We start from the raw sequence: 14385 nt of genomic DNA, 5'->3' as shown, positions 1-14385 counted from the left end.
GAGCGGGTCAGTCATTGCGGAGGACGACTTTCCCGAAACCTTTTCCGCATTCGAGGAATTCGTGCGCCGCCGCGGCCTCCGCGAGGGGATAGACGGTGCTGATCGGCATCGGCTCGACGTTGTGCGTCCGGAGTAGGTGCAGGAGCCCGGCGAAATCGTGCGGGCTGCCCATCGTCGTGCCGATGAGTTCGTACTGACCGAAGTAATACGGCCGAATATCGAGTGTCGCGACCTCGCTGCGCGACGCCCCCAGCACCACGAGACGGCCCCCTGGGCGGAGGGCTGCGAGGGATTGTTCCCAGGTGCCCACCGAATCCAGGACGAGGTCGAAGCCGTGTCCGCCGGGGGCCAGTTTCCGTGCTGCGCTGGGCCACTCGGGGTCGTCGTACCGCAGTCCGTTCGCGGCCCCGAGGTCGATGGCCTGCCCGATTTTCACTTCGGACGAGGACGTCACCGTGACGTTCGCGCCGATTGCCGATGCGAGTAGCACGGCCATTGTCGCGACGCCGCCGCCCGCCCCGAGGACCAGGAGGTTCTCGCCTGCCGCGAGGCGGCCCCTGGTAAACAGCGCACGAAAGACCGTGAGGCCGACCAGCGGCAGGGCAGCGGATTGTTCCCATGTCAGTTCGGGTGGTTTGGGTGCGACGCACTCGATGGGGACGCTGACCTGCTCCGCGTAGGTCCCGCGGTGATTGTCGCCGAGGATCTGCCACTGGGAGTCGGGGGCGGATTCGTTGTCTCCCCACCACATCGAAGGAAGCACCAGCACCGCCTCGCCTGTATCAGCTCGGATGCCGGCGCCGTCGGCGCCGAGAATGTGCGGCAGCGGCGAGGCGTATTTGCCTTGGCGAACGAGCACGTCGTGCCAGTTGAGCGCGGCGGCCTTCAATCGCACGGTGACCCAGCCCGGTCGGGGCTCCGGATCATCCGTCGAATCGAACCGCAGCACGTCCGGCCCGCCGAATTCATGGAGCATTGCTGCGCGCATCCTACCTCCTAATGGTCTTACCATTAGACCTTAACTTGAGCCCCTGAAACGCGCAAGCCATACTTCTTCCAGGTGGAAGTCCTAGGTGAGTGGCGGATGTTGATCGATGAGGATGATCGGCGGGGGCACTATTGACTGATAGGTCTGACCATATCTATATTGTGCCAGTGCAACGTGACGCCCGTCACTTTGATTGCCGGATTCTGAATATTTCTGGAGTTCCTTCATGCGTATGGCTCGTTCCGCGGCGACACTTGTCCTGGGTCTCGGATTCGTCTGGATGGGTGCGCCGCCGAGCGCGGCCGACGAATCGGGTCCCGCATTGACCGTTGCCGAGCAACAAATGGCGGACGCCGTGCAGTGCGACGCCGGTGCGATGTCGGGCACGCGCAAGACCGTGCTGCTGCTGCACGGGACCGGTGGGACCGCACAGGAGGTTTGGTCCTGGAACTATGAAAAGGCGCTTCCCGATGCCGGTTTCGGGGTGTGCTCGGTGAGCCTGCCGGACCGCGCCCTGGGCAGCTTCGCGGCTTCCGCCGAGTACGCGGTATACGCCGCGCGGTATGCGTATCGGGTCTCCGGTCAGCCGATCGCGATACTCGGACACAGCCAAGCCGGGCTGATGGCGGTGTGGATCGCGAAGTTCTGGCCCGACATTGCGAGGTCGACCTCCGACGTCATCAGTTTCGCGGGACCGATGAACGGCACCGCCCTGGCAGATGGTTTGTGTGCCGCTGGGTCGTGCTCGCCGATTTCCTGGCAGTTGGGAACGAATTCGAAGCTCACTACCGGGTTCAAGAACGCTCCATTGCCCACTGGCACGGCGTTCACGTCGATCGGTTCGTTAGACGACGAGGTCGTCTTTCCCCAGCCCGCAGCCAGTACGTTGCCGGGCGGGCGGACGATCATGATCCAAGATGTGTGTCCGGGCCGAGTCGTGGACCATGGCACCTATTTGGTCGACGCCGTGTCCTACCGGCTCGTCTTGGACGCGTTGACGCATGACGGACCGGCCGACCCTTCCCGGATCAACGCTTCGGCGTGTGCCGAAACGGTCCTTCCCGGCCTGGATCCGGCGGGGCTCGCGGAGTTCCCGAAGACGCTCGCGGCCTTGACTGATGGGTTGATAAATCCCGGACACTGGGTCTCGGAGGAACCCGAGCTTCCCACTTACGCCGTACCGTTCGCGAGCTAGGAACATCTGGGCCCAAGCAGATCCCGCCATCTCAGCCGGTGCTGGGGCGCCGGGATCGGTTGGGGGCGCTGACTACTCAGCTACTCAGCCGGTCACTCAGCCACGCGACCAGCTCGCCGATGATCTCGTCGCGGTTGGTCTCGTTGAGGATCTCGTGCCGCGCATCGTGATACACCCGAACGGTGAGGTCCTTGATGCCCGCAGCGAGCAGCCGATCGGTCAGGGGCTGGAACAGCGCCAGTCCAGCATTGACCGGATCCATATCGCCCACGGCGAGATAGATGGGCAGGTCGGATCGGATGGCCGCGACCCGGGCGGGGTCAGCGAGTGCACGGGATCCGAGGAACATGGCCTTCGCCGAGTCGGTGTCCACGCCCCCACCGCATTTCGGGTCGGCGATGTAGGCGTCCACGATGGCGTCGTCGCGGCTGAGCCAGTCGAAGTCGGTGCGCTGTGGTTGGAAGGCGGCATTGAACATGGCCAGGTCCAGTGGGGCGTCGAGGTCGAGGGCGGGTTCGAGTAGGTCGATGGCCGCGGTGCCGGTGAGAGCCACTGCGTCCGCGATGGCGCTGCCGGTGAGCAGGAACTGTTGGGTGGCAAAGGAACCCATGCTGTGCGCGACCAAGCCCAAAGGCAGTCCAGGGTCCTGGGCGTGAATGAAGTCGCCGAAATAGCCGATCTCCTCCACCAGCGCCGGCCAGCCGCCCTTGCCGAGGTCGCCGAAGTCCGCGGTGGCCGAGGCTCCGTGTCCGCGCTGGTCGTAGGCGTAGACGACGAAGCCGGCAGCGGTCAGCGCATTCGCGAACTCGCCGTAGCGGAGTGCGTGTTCGCCCATGCCGTGCACGATCTCGATCGCGGCAATCGGCTGGCCCGCCGGATCCCAGCGATAGCCGACGAGATCGGTGCCGTTGCGTCCGTGGAACGTGAACGTATTCGTAGGCATGAATGTATTGGTGGGCATTCGGGCTTCTCCTCGCCGGGAAGACGACTTTGTCGGCAGGCGGTCCACAACGGGGCGCCATAAGGTATGACCATAATACCTTCAATCCGAAGATGCGACAGTGTTCTGCTGTGTTCGCCATTGCCCGGAGTCCGCGCCCGATGATACATTTGCGCATCGACTGATGTACATCTGTGTCGACGGGAATGAAAGGCCGCATGTCATGTCATATGACTCCATCTATCAACCCGGGTTGTTCCGGGGCCAGGTCGTCATCGTCACCGGCGGTGGCAGTGGCATCGGGCGGTGTACCGCACATGAACTCGCGCAACTCGGCGCCCACGTGGCGATTGTCGGGCGATCCGAGGAGAAGTTGCGGCGGGTCAGGGACGAGATCGAGAACGATGGCGGATCGGTATCCACGTATGTGTCAGATATCCGTGACGAGGAGACTGTCGCGCAGACGATCGACACGATTCTGGCGGAGCATGGACGCATCGACGGACTGGTCAACAACGCGGGCGGTCAGTATCGTGCCGAATTGAAGACGATCAAGACCAGGGGCTTCGAGGCCGTGGTGCGCAGCAATCTGACCGGCGGCTTCATTGTGATGCGGGAGGTCTACAACCGCTGGATGGCAGACAACGGCGGCGCGATCGTGAACATGATCGCCGATATCTGGCACGGATGGCCCGGCTTCTCCCACTCCGCGGCGTCCCGCGGCGGCATGTTGACCTTGAGTGAATGCGCGGCCACCGAATGGGCCGAGTCGGGCGTGCGGGTGAATACCGTCGCGCCGGGTTCGATCGCGTCGAGCGGCCTGGACACCTACGACGACAAGGACACCTCGTTCATCCAGAACGAGGTCGTCACGGGTATTCCGTTGCAGCGGTTCGGCACCGAGTCCGAGGTATCGGCGGCCATCGTCTTCCTACTGTCGCCGGCGGCGAGCTTCATCACCGGCTCGTGCATTCGGATCGACGGCGGTGCGCCCAATGCGCGTCGGGGCTGGTGGGATCTGCAGCCGGTTCGTAATAACCAGGCGTACAACGGTTTTCACCGCGCCGCATTGCCGTCGATCCTGTCCGAGGTGGCTGGAAAGCCCTGACGACTTCGCATCTCGGCCACACGTACGGCGCGACGCGGAACATTTGTTCCGCGTCGCGCCATATGTACGTCTACAGCAGGTAGTTTGCAGCGGCCTCCTGATCAGCCTTCCGAGTGGGTGAGGCCGGCGGCCGCACGGGCCGCATCGAGAAACGATCGCACCAGTGCCTCGTCCTTGTAGTAGGGGTCGCCCACTCCGGACACCGCGCGTCGGCGACCGTACTCGTAAAGTACCGCCAGTTTCCACTGGGCCAGCGTGATGTACCAGTTCAGATTTGCCAGACTCCGTCCGGTAGCCGTGGCGTACCGGGCCGCCAGTTCGGCACGGGTCGGGTAACCGTCCTCGAGGCAGGCGGTGCCGAGTTCCGCTGTGGGCGTGAGTGGTTCGCCTGCGGACGGGTAGCACGCCAGAAAATACCCCACGTCGAATAGGGGGTCGCCGATTGTGGCCAGCTCCCAATCCAGCACCGCGGCGATGCGTGCGGGCGCGGTCGGCGCGGCGATGACGTTGCCGATGCGAAAGTCGTTGTGGATGATCGTCGCTCCCGATTCGGCGGGAACGTGGGCGGTCAACCACTCGGTAATATCGGCGAATTCGGTGGGCGGCCGGCCGTCGGCATCCGCGACGAGGCGCGCCATCCGGCGCAGGTGTCGTTCGTTGAATCCGTCCGGACGGCCTAGATCGCCCAGTCCGGCTGCACGCCAATCGATCTCGTGTAAGGCGACCAGTGTGTCGATCAGCGTCTCGCCGAGGCGACGACGGTCGGCGGGTGCGGCGAGTTCGTCAGGTGTGGCGGTGGTGATGACGGGGCCGGTCACATGGCTCATCACGTAGAACGGCACGTTCAGGACCTCGCCGGCCGCGCTGGTCGCCAGCACCCGGGGAACTGGTACTGCGGTATCCGCGAGTCCCTCGAGCAGCCGCGCTTCCCTCAGCATGTCGTGCGCGCCGGCGGGAACCGGCGGTGGCGGTGGGCGTCGCACCACCACCTGGCGCTGCCCGTCCGAAACCAGGAAGGTGAGGTTGGAGTGACCGTCCCCGATGCGCTTGGTTGCCAGCGGGCCATCAGCGATACCCCGCTCACTCAAGAAGTGTTCCAGCGCGGAGAGAGTCACGGGGGACCAGTCCCACGTCATCGGTTCGCCTCCGTGAGATGCTGGAGATAGTCGGCGGGCCAATGGGTTTCGAACTGACCGGCACCGGGTTCGCCATCGATGGTCGCCGCGCAGGCCGCTTCGGAAATGACGGTGGTCATCCGGTCGTTGGTGGGCAGCCGGAACAGGCCGAACCGCTCCAGGGTGAGATGGGTGCGGCCGCCGGTGATGTCGACGAATATCGCGTCCAGGCTACGTTGCGCCATATCGGGGTCGTAGCCGGTCTTCGCCTCGATATGGGAGACCGGCACCGTGACACCGTCTTTCACGACATACCCGGCGAATCCCCACTCGCCCTTTGCGATCCAGATCCAGCCGTTGATCGCTCGACCCGATTCGGTATAGGCGATGATCCACTTCCAGTGGTGTGGCACACCCCAATTTCGAGGTCCCCACGAATGATCGCGATGGCCCTTGCGATCCAATTCGATGCGGCGGTCGCCGACCTCCAGGAAGCCGGTGACGTGGCCGGTCTGCTCGAGCCGGTTCTCGGCGAACCACGTCGGCAAGCCATCCGGATTCTGGTGGTAGCTGAACGCGTCGTGAATGGCTTCGAAGTTGTATTCGAGCCGCACATCTCCGGCGGCGAAACCGACCTGCGCGGTGCGGCGTAGTTGCGGCTGCGCGACCGTGAGCCCCTCGAATTCGAAATCGTCGAAGTCCATCTCGTGCGGAATCGATCCGGCGGCGAGCTCGCGGGCGATCGGCTTGTCGTCCGGTCCCCAGACCACCACGTTGTAGCCCGTCTTGCCGCGGTCCGTCAGATACAGATAGATCTGCAGACCGAGTTGCTCATCGGGCATTGTCATCTGCCAGAACAGAGAGTCTCGCATCCTGCCACCGGGGGCCGGTCGGTGCCGCAGGTCGTCTTGCGGGCCGAAGCCGGAGGCGAGGTCGCCGAGGGTCGTCATCGGTCGAGGCCTTTCGTAGTCCATTTGGGCGGCTATTCGCCGGTGAATCGGGGCGGGCGCTTTTCCCGGAAGGCGGCCAGCGCTTCCGGCATGTCGGCGCAGCGGGTGAGTAGCGCTTGGCCGCGATTTTCGAGCTCCAGGGCGGCCGCATAGGAACCGATCTCCTGATTGCGTTGTAGCGCGCGCTTGGAGAGGCGAACGCCGCCAGGTGAATTCGCCGAGATCGCGCCCGCGAGCGCAAAAGCCTCGTCCATGAGTCGATCGTGTGCCACGATTCGATTCGCCAAGCCGATCCGCACAGCTTCCTCGGCACCGACCAGTCGCCCGGTGTAGGCGATTTCGGCGGCCCGGCCGGGGCCGATCAGCCTGCTCAGCTGCCAGGAGTTGCTGAGTTCCCCCACTGACAGGCCGACCTTGACGAACGCGGCGTTGAATTTTGCCTTGGGTGCCAGCAGGCGGATATCGGCTGCCAGTGCCAGGGACATTCCGCCACCGGAAGCCGCCCCGTAGATCGCCGCGATCACCGGGAACGGCAAGTGCCGCAGGGCGGCCATGCCGCCAGCGGCAAGTTCCTGGAACTGCAGAAATTCCCGGATCCCCATGCGGGTGATCACCGAGATCTCATCGAGGTCGAATCCCGAGCAGAACGCGCGATCACCAGCACCACGGATGATCAGCGCGCGGGCGTCGGTGTCCCGCAACGCATAGGCGGCGGTGCCGAACTCTTCGAACATGGTGACCGTCTGGGAGTTCATCCGCTCGGGGCGGTTGACGGTCAGCACGGCGACCCGTCCGGGATGGATATCCAACCGCAGGGTCGTCAGCGCGGGTGGATCGTAGTTCGTCAGGGTCACGTCGGTGCTGTCCGCAGTCTGGGTCATCTCGGTCACCGTCCGGTGAATTCGGGGCGGCGCTTCTCCTTGAAGGCCGCCAAGGCTTCAGGCATGTCGGTGCCCCTGGTCAACAGCGCCTGCCCCCGGTTCTCCAACTCCAGCGCCGCCGCGAACGACGACACCTCCATGTTGGCCTGCAGCGCCCGCTTGGAAAGCTGCACGCCACCAGGCGAGTTCGCGCTGATCTGTGCGGCCATGGCGATCGCCTCGGCCAGCAGTGAGTCGGCGGGAACGACAGAATTCAGCAATCCGAGTCGCTCCGCCTCGGCGGCTTCCATGACACGGCCGGTGTAGGCGAACTCGGCCGCCTGGGCGGGGCCGATGAGGCGGGGGAGTAGCCAGGAAGCGCCGAGATCGCCTGCGGACAAACCGATTCGGACGAAAGCGGCGTTGAATCGGGCCGACGCAGAGCCGATCCGGATGTCGGCCGCCAGCGCGAGCGACAGTCCACCGCCCGCGGCCGCGCCGTTGACCGCAGCGATAACGGGAATTCGCATGCCGCGCAAGGCCGCAAGTGCCCGCGCAGCTCGCTCCTGCTGATCGAGCATCCCGATCGGTGACAGCGACGGGAGCAGGTCGGCGTCGGCGAGGTCGTATCCTGCGCAGAACGCCTTGCCCGCACCGGTGATGATCAATACTCGGAGGTCGTCCTCGCGATCCAGGGTGCGAGCGAGCTGCTCAAGTTCGGCGAACATCGTGTTCGTCATCGCGTTCAGCCGCGTGGGCCGATTCAGGGTCGCTACGGCGATGCCCGGCTCCGGGCGATCCAACTGGATCGTTTCCAGCTGCATGATGTCGTTCACGTGGGATTTCCTTCGCTGGATGGAGTAGCCGCCCGCCGCTACCACGGTGATCGCGCGGCCGCGATCGCGCTAGCCTCGATCGAGGGGGTCGCCTCCCTCGCTGGGGTGAGATGCCGTAGGCTTGCGCACCCTTCGCTCATCAGGCGATCCGCTGCACCAGGGTGGCGGTGCCGAGCCCGCCGCCACAGCACATGGTCACCAGTCCGATCTCCGCGTCACGGCGCTCTAGTTCGGCGATGATGGTGGCGATCAGCCGGGCGCCGGTGGCTCCGACTGGGTGGCCGAGCGCGATTGCGCCGCCGTTGACGTTGACTCGGTCCATATCCGGCTTCAACTCCCGCTCCCAGGCCAGGACTACAGAACTGAACGCCTCGTTGATTTCGATGAGGTCGATATCGTCGATGGTCATCCCGTTGCGCTCGAGCAGTTTCCGGGTCGCGGGAATCGGCCCGGTGAGCATGATGATCGGGTCGACGCCGACCGTCGTCTGGTCCAGGATGCGGGCACGCGCCCGAAGCCCTTGTGCGTCAACGGCTTCGCGCGATGCCAGCAGTACACCCGCGGCGCCGTCGCAGATCGGTGACGAGGTTCCGGCGGTGACCCGGCCGTCCGCACGGAACACCGTCTTCAGTCTGGCCAGGGTGGCCGTGTCGGTCGATGGTCGAACGGATTGGTCGCTGGTTCGGATTTCCCCGGCGAGTTCGAGCGGAACCATCTCGGCGTCGAATCGCCCCGCGTCGATGGCAGCGCTCGCCAATGCGTGTGAGCGAACGGCGAATTCGTCCATCTCCGCACGGGTGATGGCCCATTGATCGGCGATGAGTTCCGCGCTCTCGCCCTGAGAGACGAACGCGTAGCGCTCGCGCAGCTCCGGTGGCCACGGGTCGCCGTAGAGCTCGGAGATGGCAGCGGGGGAGTTCATCGGAACGTGCCCCATGTGCTCGACGCCGCCCGCGATCACCAGATCATGGGTGCCGGAGCCGACGAGTGCCGCACCCATCTCGACAGCAGTCTGCGCGGATCCGCAGCGCCGGTCCAGGGTGACCGCCGGGACCGCCGCCGGATAGCCGGCCTGCAGCCAGGCATTTCGCCCGATATTGCGGGACTGCTCGCCGAACGGCGCGGTGCAGCCGATCACCAGATCCTCGACGACGGCGGGATCGATCCCGCCGCGCCGGATCAGGTCCCGATAGACTGCGGCGAGCATGGCGTTGGGATGCGTGTCGCGATACCAGCCACGTTCCGGATGTGACCGGCCTATCGGCGTGCGGATCGCTTCGGCGATGATCACCTCACGCGCAGTGCGCTGGAAGGGACCGCGTGAGATTCCCATCAGATCACCGTCCCGCCGTCGACGGGAAGTACCTGGCCGGTGATGTAAGACGCAGCGTCGGAGGCGAAGAAGACGAAGCTCGCGGCAATCTCATCCGGTTCGGCCCAGCGCCCCAATGGAATTCGGGCCAGCGTCTTCGCGGCCAGCTTCTCGTTGCCGCGAATGTTCTCGGTCATGGCGGTGGCTGCCAGCGGCGCGATGGCGTTCACCGTCACCTGCTGCTTGGCCAGCTCCTTCGCCAAAGACTTTGTCAGGCCGATGATTCCGGCCTTGGCGGCGCTGTAGTTCGCTTGTCCGATTGTGCCCTGCAACCCAGCCGCCGAGGTGATGTTGATGATGCGCCCGGTGCCGTCGCACGGTAGATAGGGCAGTACTGCTTGGCTGCACACAAAGCTGCCTAAGAGATGGATATCGAGGATCCGCCGGAATGCCTCCTCGGTGAGGTTGCCGAACATCGCCGGTGCAATGGCGCCGGCGTTGTTGACCAGAATGTTGAGCGTGCCTCCGCCGTACACGGCGGCCTGCTTCGCGGCTGCGGTCGCCTGCTCCGCGTCGCGCACATCGAGAGCCGCTGAGGTCGCTGTGCCGCCCGCAGTGGTGATCTCTCGGGCAACCGAAGCCGCGGCTTCGGCGTCGACGTCGGTGACCAGCACTGCGGCACCGGCCTTCGCGAATGCTCGCGCGATGGCGGCGCCGATTCCGGCACCGGCTCCGGTGACGAGGGCGGATCTTCCAGTGAGGTCGAACATCAGTAGCTCCTGGGGAGGCCGAGGACGTGCTCGCCGAGGTAGTTGAGAACCATCTCCTGGCTCAGCGGTGCGATGCGGGTGAGTCGTGCTTCACGGAAGTACCGGGCGACGTGGTACTCCTCCGAATAGCCCATGCCGCCGTGGGTTTGCAGGGCACGGTCGGCTGCTTGGAAGCCGGCCTCAGCGCAGAGGTATTTCGCTGTATTCGCTTCGCGGGCACAGGGTCTGCCGTTGTCGTAGAGCCATGTTGCCTTGCGGAGCACGAGTTCGGCCGCGTCCAAGTGCGCCAGCGAATCGGCCAGGGGGAATTGGATGCCCTGATTCATGCCGATCTTTCGGCCGAACACCTCACGCTCGTTGGCGTACTGGGTGGCACGGCGTAGCGCCGCGCGTCCGATGCCGAGAGCCTCCGAGGCCACGAGCATTCGCTCGGGATTCAGTCCGTCGAGGATGTATTTGAATCCCTTGCCCTCCTCGCCGACTCGGTCTTCGACAGGGATCTCCAGATTGTCGATGAACAGTTCGTTGGAGGTGACGGCATTGCGGCCCATCTTCGCGATAGGCCTGATGTCCACCCGGGACCGGTCGAGGTCGGTGAGGAAGAGGGTGAGCCCGTCGGTCTTCTTTGCGACGTCCTCGAATTTTGTAGTGCGCGTGAGTAGAAGGACCTTCTCCGACTCCATCGCCTTGGAGATCCATACCTTGCGTCCGTTGACGATGTAGCGGTCGCCGTCGCGGCGGGCGAAGGTGGTGATCCGGGTGGTGTCCAGGCCAGCGCCGGGTTCGGTGACCCCGAAGCACACATGCAGGCTGCCGTCGACGATGCGGGGGAGAGTACGTCGTTTCAGTTCCTCGGAACCGTGCACGATCACCGGATGCATGCCGAAGATCGACAGGTGCATGGAGCTGGCGCCGTTCATGCCCGCGCCGGAGGCGGCGACCTCCTGCAGCAGGATGGATGCTTCGGTGATGCCGAGGCCGTGCCCGCCGTACTCCTCCGGTGTCGTGATGCCGAGCCAGCCACCTTTCGCGAAGGTGTCGTAGAACTCGGTCGGGAACTGGTGCGCGGCATCCTTTTCCACCCAGTACTGCTCATCGAACTTCCCGGCGAGTTCGCGTACCGCGTCGCGAATTGTCGCTTGGTCGTCTGTCAGGTCGAAATCCACCGCACCCGTCCCATCAGTAATATCCTGTTTGGACCAACATACTAAAGGACTGACCAAAGAGCAATGTGCGCGGGGAGGGGAGCGATCACGTTCGCCGTCATGGGCCGATGCTATATTGGGTCGGACCTTTAGACCAAGGATTGGGGATCGTATGCCATCAGCCGCCGGAGGTCTATCGCCCGACGGACGCTCAGCCATCAGACTTGCTCCGATGAAGGTGCCGAAAGCCTCGGATGTGCTGGCAGGCGAACTGCGGGAGCGGATCCTGAGTGGGGAATTCGCGGAGAACACCCAACTGCCTCCGGAGCGGGAACTTGTTGTCCAAACGCAAATGAGCCGCACCACCGTGCGGGAGGCACTGCGAATCCTCGAGGTGCAAGGGCTGATCCGGATCAAGGCAGGCCGGGCCGGCGGCGCCTTCGTCCAGCGCCCCGGCGAGCAGTCGATGGCCGCCTCGGTCGCGCTGTTGATCCGAGGTCGTCAGATTCGGCTCGCCGCGCTGCACGAGACACGTGAGGCGATCGAACCCTTCTGCGCCCAGCTCGCCGCGGCGAGCCGAACCGACAGCGATCTGGGCACGCTGGACGCTGCGAACCAGGCCATCGTCGATGCGGAGGGGGAGCTCGCGGCTTTCCTACAGGCGAATGTCGATTGGCATATCGCCGTGGCGACCGCGAGCCACAACGAACTGCTGACCGGATTGATGATCGCGTTGTCACGGGCCATCTATACCGCCACCGCCACCGAGGGTTTCGTGGACGAGCAGGTGCGCAACACCACGCTACGCGCGCACCGTTCGGTGACCAGGGCGATCAAGGACCGCGACGCCGATGCTGCGGCGCGTCGGATGGCTCGGCATGTGCATTCGTATGCCGAGAGCGTGCTGGCCGTGGAGGAGCGTACCGATATCCCGCTCGAGCCGGCGTAGTCAGCGTGGCGTCGGGCCTTTGTCGTCGAGATACAGCGAGATCGCCTCGGCGCGGTTGACCGCGCCGAGCTTGCGCAGCACCTTCTTCACATGGGATTTCACCGTTTCGACGGTGATGACCAACTGATCCGCGATCTCGTTGTTCGAAGCGCCTGCCACAATGAGTTTCAACACTTCCGTCTCGCGCTGGGTCAGCAACTCCCGCAGCGCTGGCCGCATCGGTGCCCGGTGTACGGGTCGGGGCGACGTCTGGCCGCCGATATCGAGATCGATGTCTCCGCCGACGAAGGATTCGGTGTCGGCCACGAGTCGTCGGGCCGCCGCGAAGATAGCCTGCTGCCTGCGTTGCAGGCGATCCGATCGCATTTCCCGCTCGGAGACGACGGCGAATGCCGATGCGATGAGGTCCAGCAGCTTGACGTCCGCGGAATCGACTGTCCACGGTAGTGCGCGGGCGGCATGGAACAGCGCGGACACCTCGGAGTTCAGGATCACCGGCGCCACCACGTAATTGGTCGCGCCCAGCAACATCGACATAGCACCGGCAGGCTTCGACATGGCGTCACCGACAATAATCGGTCTGCCTTCGACAACACAGCGGAGCTCCTCGGGAGAGAGCTGCCATTTCGTCGAATCTTGTGGCAGCCAGGCATTTCCGCGGGGGTACACGTATCGAATCCAGTAGCCATCGGTGTCAATGACCGAGTAAGTCGCACATCGGAAGTCGAGTGCGCCGGTAAGTTCCGAGCATGTCTGGCGAATGAGTGCGTCGGCAGAACTGGCGGCGCGCATCCGGGTGATCGATCGCGCGATCGCGGAGACGCGGTGCGACCGGGTCCTGTGCACTAGCTCGCGAGCTTCGGATTGGGCGGTGAGACATCCGGTGATCAAGCGCGCTCGGGCGGCGTCGGCCGCTGCGAAACCTGACGGCTCGGCCGATAATGCGACGGCAGTCGACTCTTCGGATATCGCGATCGCCTCGGGCAACGTGGTCGCCATGCGCTGGCGTCCCTCGAGCCGCAGCTCGTGCCGGAGGTCGAGGTCGAGGGTGACGAGAAGGTCGAGAGCCTTGCGAGCCGCGTCAGGGCTCATTGGGCAATCCCATACGGCCCCTGAGTCATCCGTGCATAGGTCGCGACCGCCGCCGCGCGACTCGAGGTGCCGAGCTTCTTCGAGATCCGCTTGAGGTGCGACTTGATGGTCGCTTCCGAGATCACCAGATTGCGGGCAATCTGAGCATTGGTCGCGCCGGTTGCCAAGTGGGCGAGTACTTCTCGCTCCCTCGACGTCAGTGATGTGGTGCCGGCCGGCCCAACCTGCGGGAACCTCGGTGGCCGCGGTGCCGGTCCGGACGGTTGGGGCACTCGCGCCAATATGTCCGAGTCATCGAGCATCGATACGACTTCAGCATAAGTGTCGGTGGTGCGTTTGACCTGCTGCTCCATCCGATCCTGCAGCACCGCGCTTTCGAACACGATGGACAGGCACTCTGCGAATGTCGCCAGCAGTTCGCGATCATCCCTGGTGATGTGGCCGCGATTCTGCGGGCGGTCTGCATGTAACATCCCGATTGCCCTGCCGTGCAGGGTGATTGGAGCCACGACGTAACCCCATGACCGTGCCACACCGACGATCTGTTTGTAGGTTCGTTTGTCCGAAGCGGGATCGGGCACGAGGGCAGCTGTCCGGCGCCTGATCAATTCCGTCTCCAGCGGTGCATCGGACAGCGGAATGCGGGCGCCATCGACGAACTCTTCGAACCCCGGGGTTTCCGCGCCCCGGTCTTCCTCGATATGCAGCCGCTGAGGCAGCCATATCGATCCGCTGACGGTCGATATCAATGCGCGGCCGAACGACAGATCCCGGCACGCGCGAACCGGCGCAGCGCCGATCAACTCGCGTGGTGCGAATCCGGCCAGCTCGTCGATTCCGTATCGGATCTCCGACAATGTCGAAAGCTGGTGTTCGAGTGCTGTTTCCAGGCCGGCGTGCTGCAGTCGATGAATCGATGTCAGCAGCTCGTATGCCTCCGAGCGGCGCTCGGATGTCGTCTCCACGCTGTTGACGAGTTCTTCGATGCGACCGCGCAACCGGGCGAGGCGCGCATCGAAGGGTAGGGCTGAGTCTGGTTCGGATTCGATCCCGATGAGGTCAGTCGCGAGAAGGACTAGATCCCTCATTTGTTCGGCGAACGATTCGTCATCCACGGCCGAAATC

The 14385-nt window shown here is 64.4% G+C and carries 14 protein-coding genes; 3 read left to right on the top strand and 11 right to left on the bottom strand.

The window, feature by feature from the left end; all coding sequences use genetic code 11:
- Positions 1–7: 7 nt before the first annotated feature.
- Positions 8–988 (bottom strand): quinone oxidoreductase family protein, encoded by a 981-nt coding sequence (locus JWN03_RS16495; protein ID WP_297615418.1) that lies wholly within the window; start codon positions 986–988, stop codon positions 8–10.
- A gap of 226 nt (positions 989–1214) precedes the next feature.
- Here JWN03_RS16495 and JWN03_RS16490 point away from each other — a divergent pair, with 226 nt between their 5' ends.
- On the top strand, positions 1215–2183 hold the full coding sequence (locus JWN03_RS16490) for an esterase/lipase family protein (RefSeq protein WP_297615416.1): 969 nt from the start codon (positions 1215–1217) through the stop codon (positions 2181–2183).
- A 76-nt stretch (positions 2184–2259) separates the two neighbouring features.
- On the opposite strand, the gene JWN03_RS16485 is transcribed toward JWN03_RS16490, so the two are convergent.
- Positions 2260–3144: an alpha/beta fold hydrolase gene (locus JWN03_RS16485; protein WP_297615414.1), complete on the bottom strand. Its 885-nt coding sequence runs from the start codon at positions 3142–3144 to the stop codon at positions 2260–2262.
- Between the two features lie 202 nt (positions 3145–3346).
- Here JWN03_RS16485 and JWN03_RS16480 point away from each other — a divergent pair, with 202 nt between their 5' ends.
- Complete coding sequence (locus JWN03_RS16480) at positions 3347–4231, top strand: SDR family oxidoreductase (protein WP_297615412.1); 885 nt, start codon at positions 3347–3349, stop codon at positions 4229–4231.
- Between the two features lie 101 nt (positions 4232–4332).
- On the opposite strand, the gene JWN03_RS16475 is transcribed toward JWN03_RS16480, so the two are convergent.
- The 7 genes from JWN03_RS16475 to JWN03_RS16445 form a co-directional block, all read right to left on the bottom strand.
- On the bottom strand, positions 4333–5367 hold the full coding sequence (locus tag JWN03_RS16475; protein WP_297615410.1) for a phosphotransferase family protein: 1035 nt from the start codon (positions 5365–5367) through the stop codon (positions 4333–4335).
- Positions 5364–6296 carry a DUF7064 domain-containing protein gene (locus JWN03_RS16470; RefSeq protein ID WP_297615408.1) on the bottom strand — a complete coding sequence of 311 codons (933 nt, stop codon included), beginning with the start codon at positions 6294–6296 and terminating at the stop codon, positions 5364–5366. The genes JWN03_RS16475 and JWN03_RS16470 overlap by 4 nt, the downstream gene beginning before the upstream one ends.
- Before the next feature lie 32 nt (positions 6297–6328).
- The gene (locus JWN03_RS16465) at positions 6329–7177 is read right to left on the bottom strand and encodes an enoyl-CoA hydratase/isomerase family protein (RefSeq protein WP_297615406.1); all 849 of its coding nucleotides are present in this window, start codon (positions 7175–7177) and stop codon (positions 6329–6331) included.
- Positions 7178–7182: 5 nt separating this feature from the next.
- Entirely contained in the window at positions 7183–7980 is a 798-nt protein-coding gene (locus JWN03_RS16460) for an enoyl-CoA hydratase/isomerase family protein (RefSeq protein WP_297615458.1), read from the bottom strand.
- A 151-nt stretch (positions 7981–8131) separates the two neighbouring features.
- A complete protein-coding gene (locus JWN03_RS16455) occupies positions 8132–9325 on the bottom strand; it encodes a thiolase family protein (protein ID WP_297615404.1) in 1194 nt (397 codons plus the stop codon).
- Positions 9325–10074: an SDR family NAD(P)-dependent oxidoreductase gene (locus tag JWN03_RS16450; protein ID WP_297615402.1), complete on the bottom strand. Its 750-nt coding sequence runs from the start codon at positions 10072–10074 to the stop codon at positions 9325–9327. Before JWN03_RS16450 ends, JWN03_RS16455 begins: the two co-directional genes overlap by 1 nt.
- Entirely contained in the window at positions 10074–11240 is a 1167-nt protein-coding gene (locus JWN03_RS16445) for an acyl-CoA dehydrogenase family protein (protein WP_297615400.1), read from the bottom strand. The genes JWN03_RS16450 and JWN03_RS16445 overlap by 1 nt, the downstream gene beginning before the upstream one ends.
- Before the next feature lie 211 nt (positions 11241–11451).
- On the opposite strand from JWN03_RS16445, the gene JWN03_RS16440 reads away from it, so the two are divergent.
- Positions 11452–12168, top strand: coding sequence for a FadR/GntR family transcriptional regulator (locus tag JWN03_RS16440; RefSeq protein WP_441343001.1), 717 nt, complete (start codon positions 11452–11454; stop codon positions 12166–12168).
- Here the strand turns inward: JWN03_RS16440 and JWN03_RS16435 are convergent, their stop codons facing one another.
- Positions 12169–13260: a helix-turn-helix domain-containing protein gene (locus JWN03_RS16435; RefSeq protein WP_297615395.1), complete on the bottom strand. Its 1092-nt coding sequence runs from the start codon at positions 13258–13260 to the stop codon at positions 12169–12171. It abuts the gene before it with no gap.
- Positions 13257–14063, bottom strand: a complete 807-nt coding sequence (locus JWN03_RS16430) for a LuxR C-terminal-related transcriptional regulator (protein WP_297615393.1) — start codon at positions 14061–14063, stop codon at positions 13257–13259. Before JWN03_RS16430 ends, JWN03_RS16435 begins: the two co-directional genes overlap by 4 nt.
- Positions 14064–14385 lie beyond the last annotated feature (322 nt).

The sequence above is a fragment of the Nocardia sp. genome (assembly GCF_025465275.1).
Classification (GTDB): Bacteria; Actinomycetota; Actinomycetes; order Mycobacteriales; family Mycobacteriaceae; genus Nocardia.
This window is presented reverse-complemented; position numbering and strand designations above follow the sequence as displayed.

What these genes read in the sequence shown, in the direction of transcription:
- JWN03_RS16495 (WP_297615418.1), bottom strand. Translation starts at nt 988, where the DNA reads ATGCGCGCAGCAATGCTCCATGAATTCGGCGGGCCGGACGTGCTGCGG.
- JWN03_RS16490 (WP_297615416.1), top strand. Translation starts at nt 1,215, where the DNA reads ATGCGTATGGCTCGTTCCGCGGCGACACTTGTCCTGGGTCTCGGATTC.
- JWN03_RS16485 (WP_297615414.1), bottom strand. Translation starts at nt 3,144, where the DNA reads ATGCCCACCAATACATTCATGCCTACGAATACGTTCACGTTCCACGGA.
- JWN03_RS16480 (WP_297615412.1), top strand. Translation starts at nt 3,347, where the DNA reads ATGTCATATGACTCCATCTATCAACCCGGGTTGTTCCGGGGCCAGGTC.
- JWN03_RS16475 (WP_297615410.1), bottom strand. Translation starts at nt 5,367, where the DNA reads ATGACGTGGGACTGGTCCCCCGTGACTCTCTCCGCGCTGGAACACTTC.
- JWN03_RS16470 (WP_297615408.1), bottom strand. Translation starts at nt 6,296, where the DNA reads ATGACGACCCTCGGCGACCTCGCCTCCGGCTTCGGCCCGCAAGACGAC.
- JWN03_RS16465 (WP_297615406.1), bottom strand. Translation starts at nt 7,177, where the DNA reads ATGACCCAGACTGCGGACAGCACCGACGTGACCCTGACGAACTACGAT.
- JWN03_RS16460 (WP_297615458.1), bottom strand. Translation starts at nt 7,980, where the DNA reads ATGCAGCTGGAAACGATCCAGTTGGATCGCCCGGAGCCGGGCATCGCC.
- JWN03_RS16455 (WP_297615404.1), bottom strand. Translation starts at nt 9,325, where the DNA reads ATGGGAATCTCACGCGGTCCCTTCCAGCGCACTGCGCGTGAGGTGATC.
- JWN03_RS16450 (WP_297615402.1), bottom strand. Translation starts at nt 10,074, where the DNA reads ATGTTCGACCTCACTGGAAGATCCGCCCTCGTCACCGGAGCCGGTGCC.
- JWN03_RS16440 (WP_441343001.1), top strand. Translation starts at nt 11,452, where the DNA reads ATGAAGGTGCCGAAAGCCTCGGATGTGCTGGCAGGCGAACTGCGGGAG.
- JWN03_RS16435 (WP_297615395.1), bottom strand. Translation starts at nt 13,260, where the DNA reads ATGAGCCCTGACGCGGCTCGCAAGGCTCTCGACCTTCTCGTCACCCTC.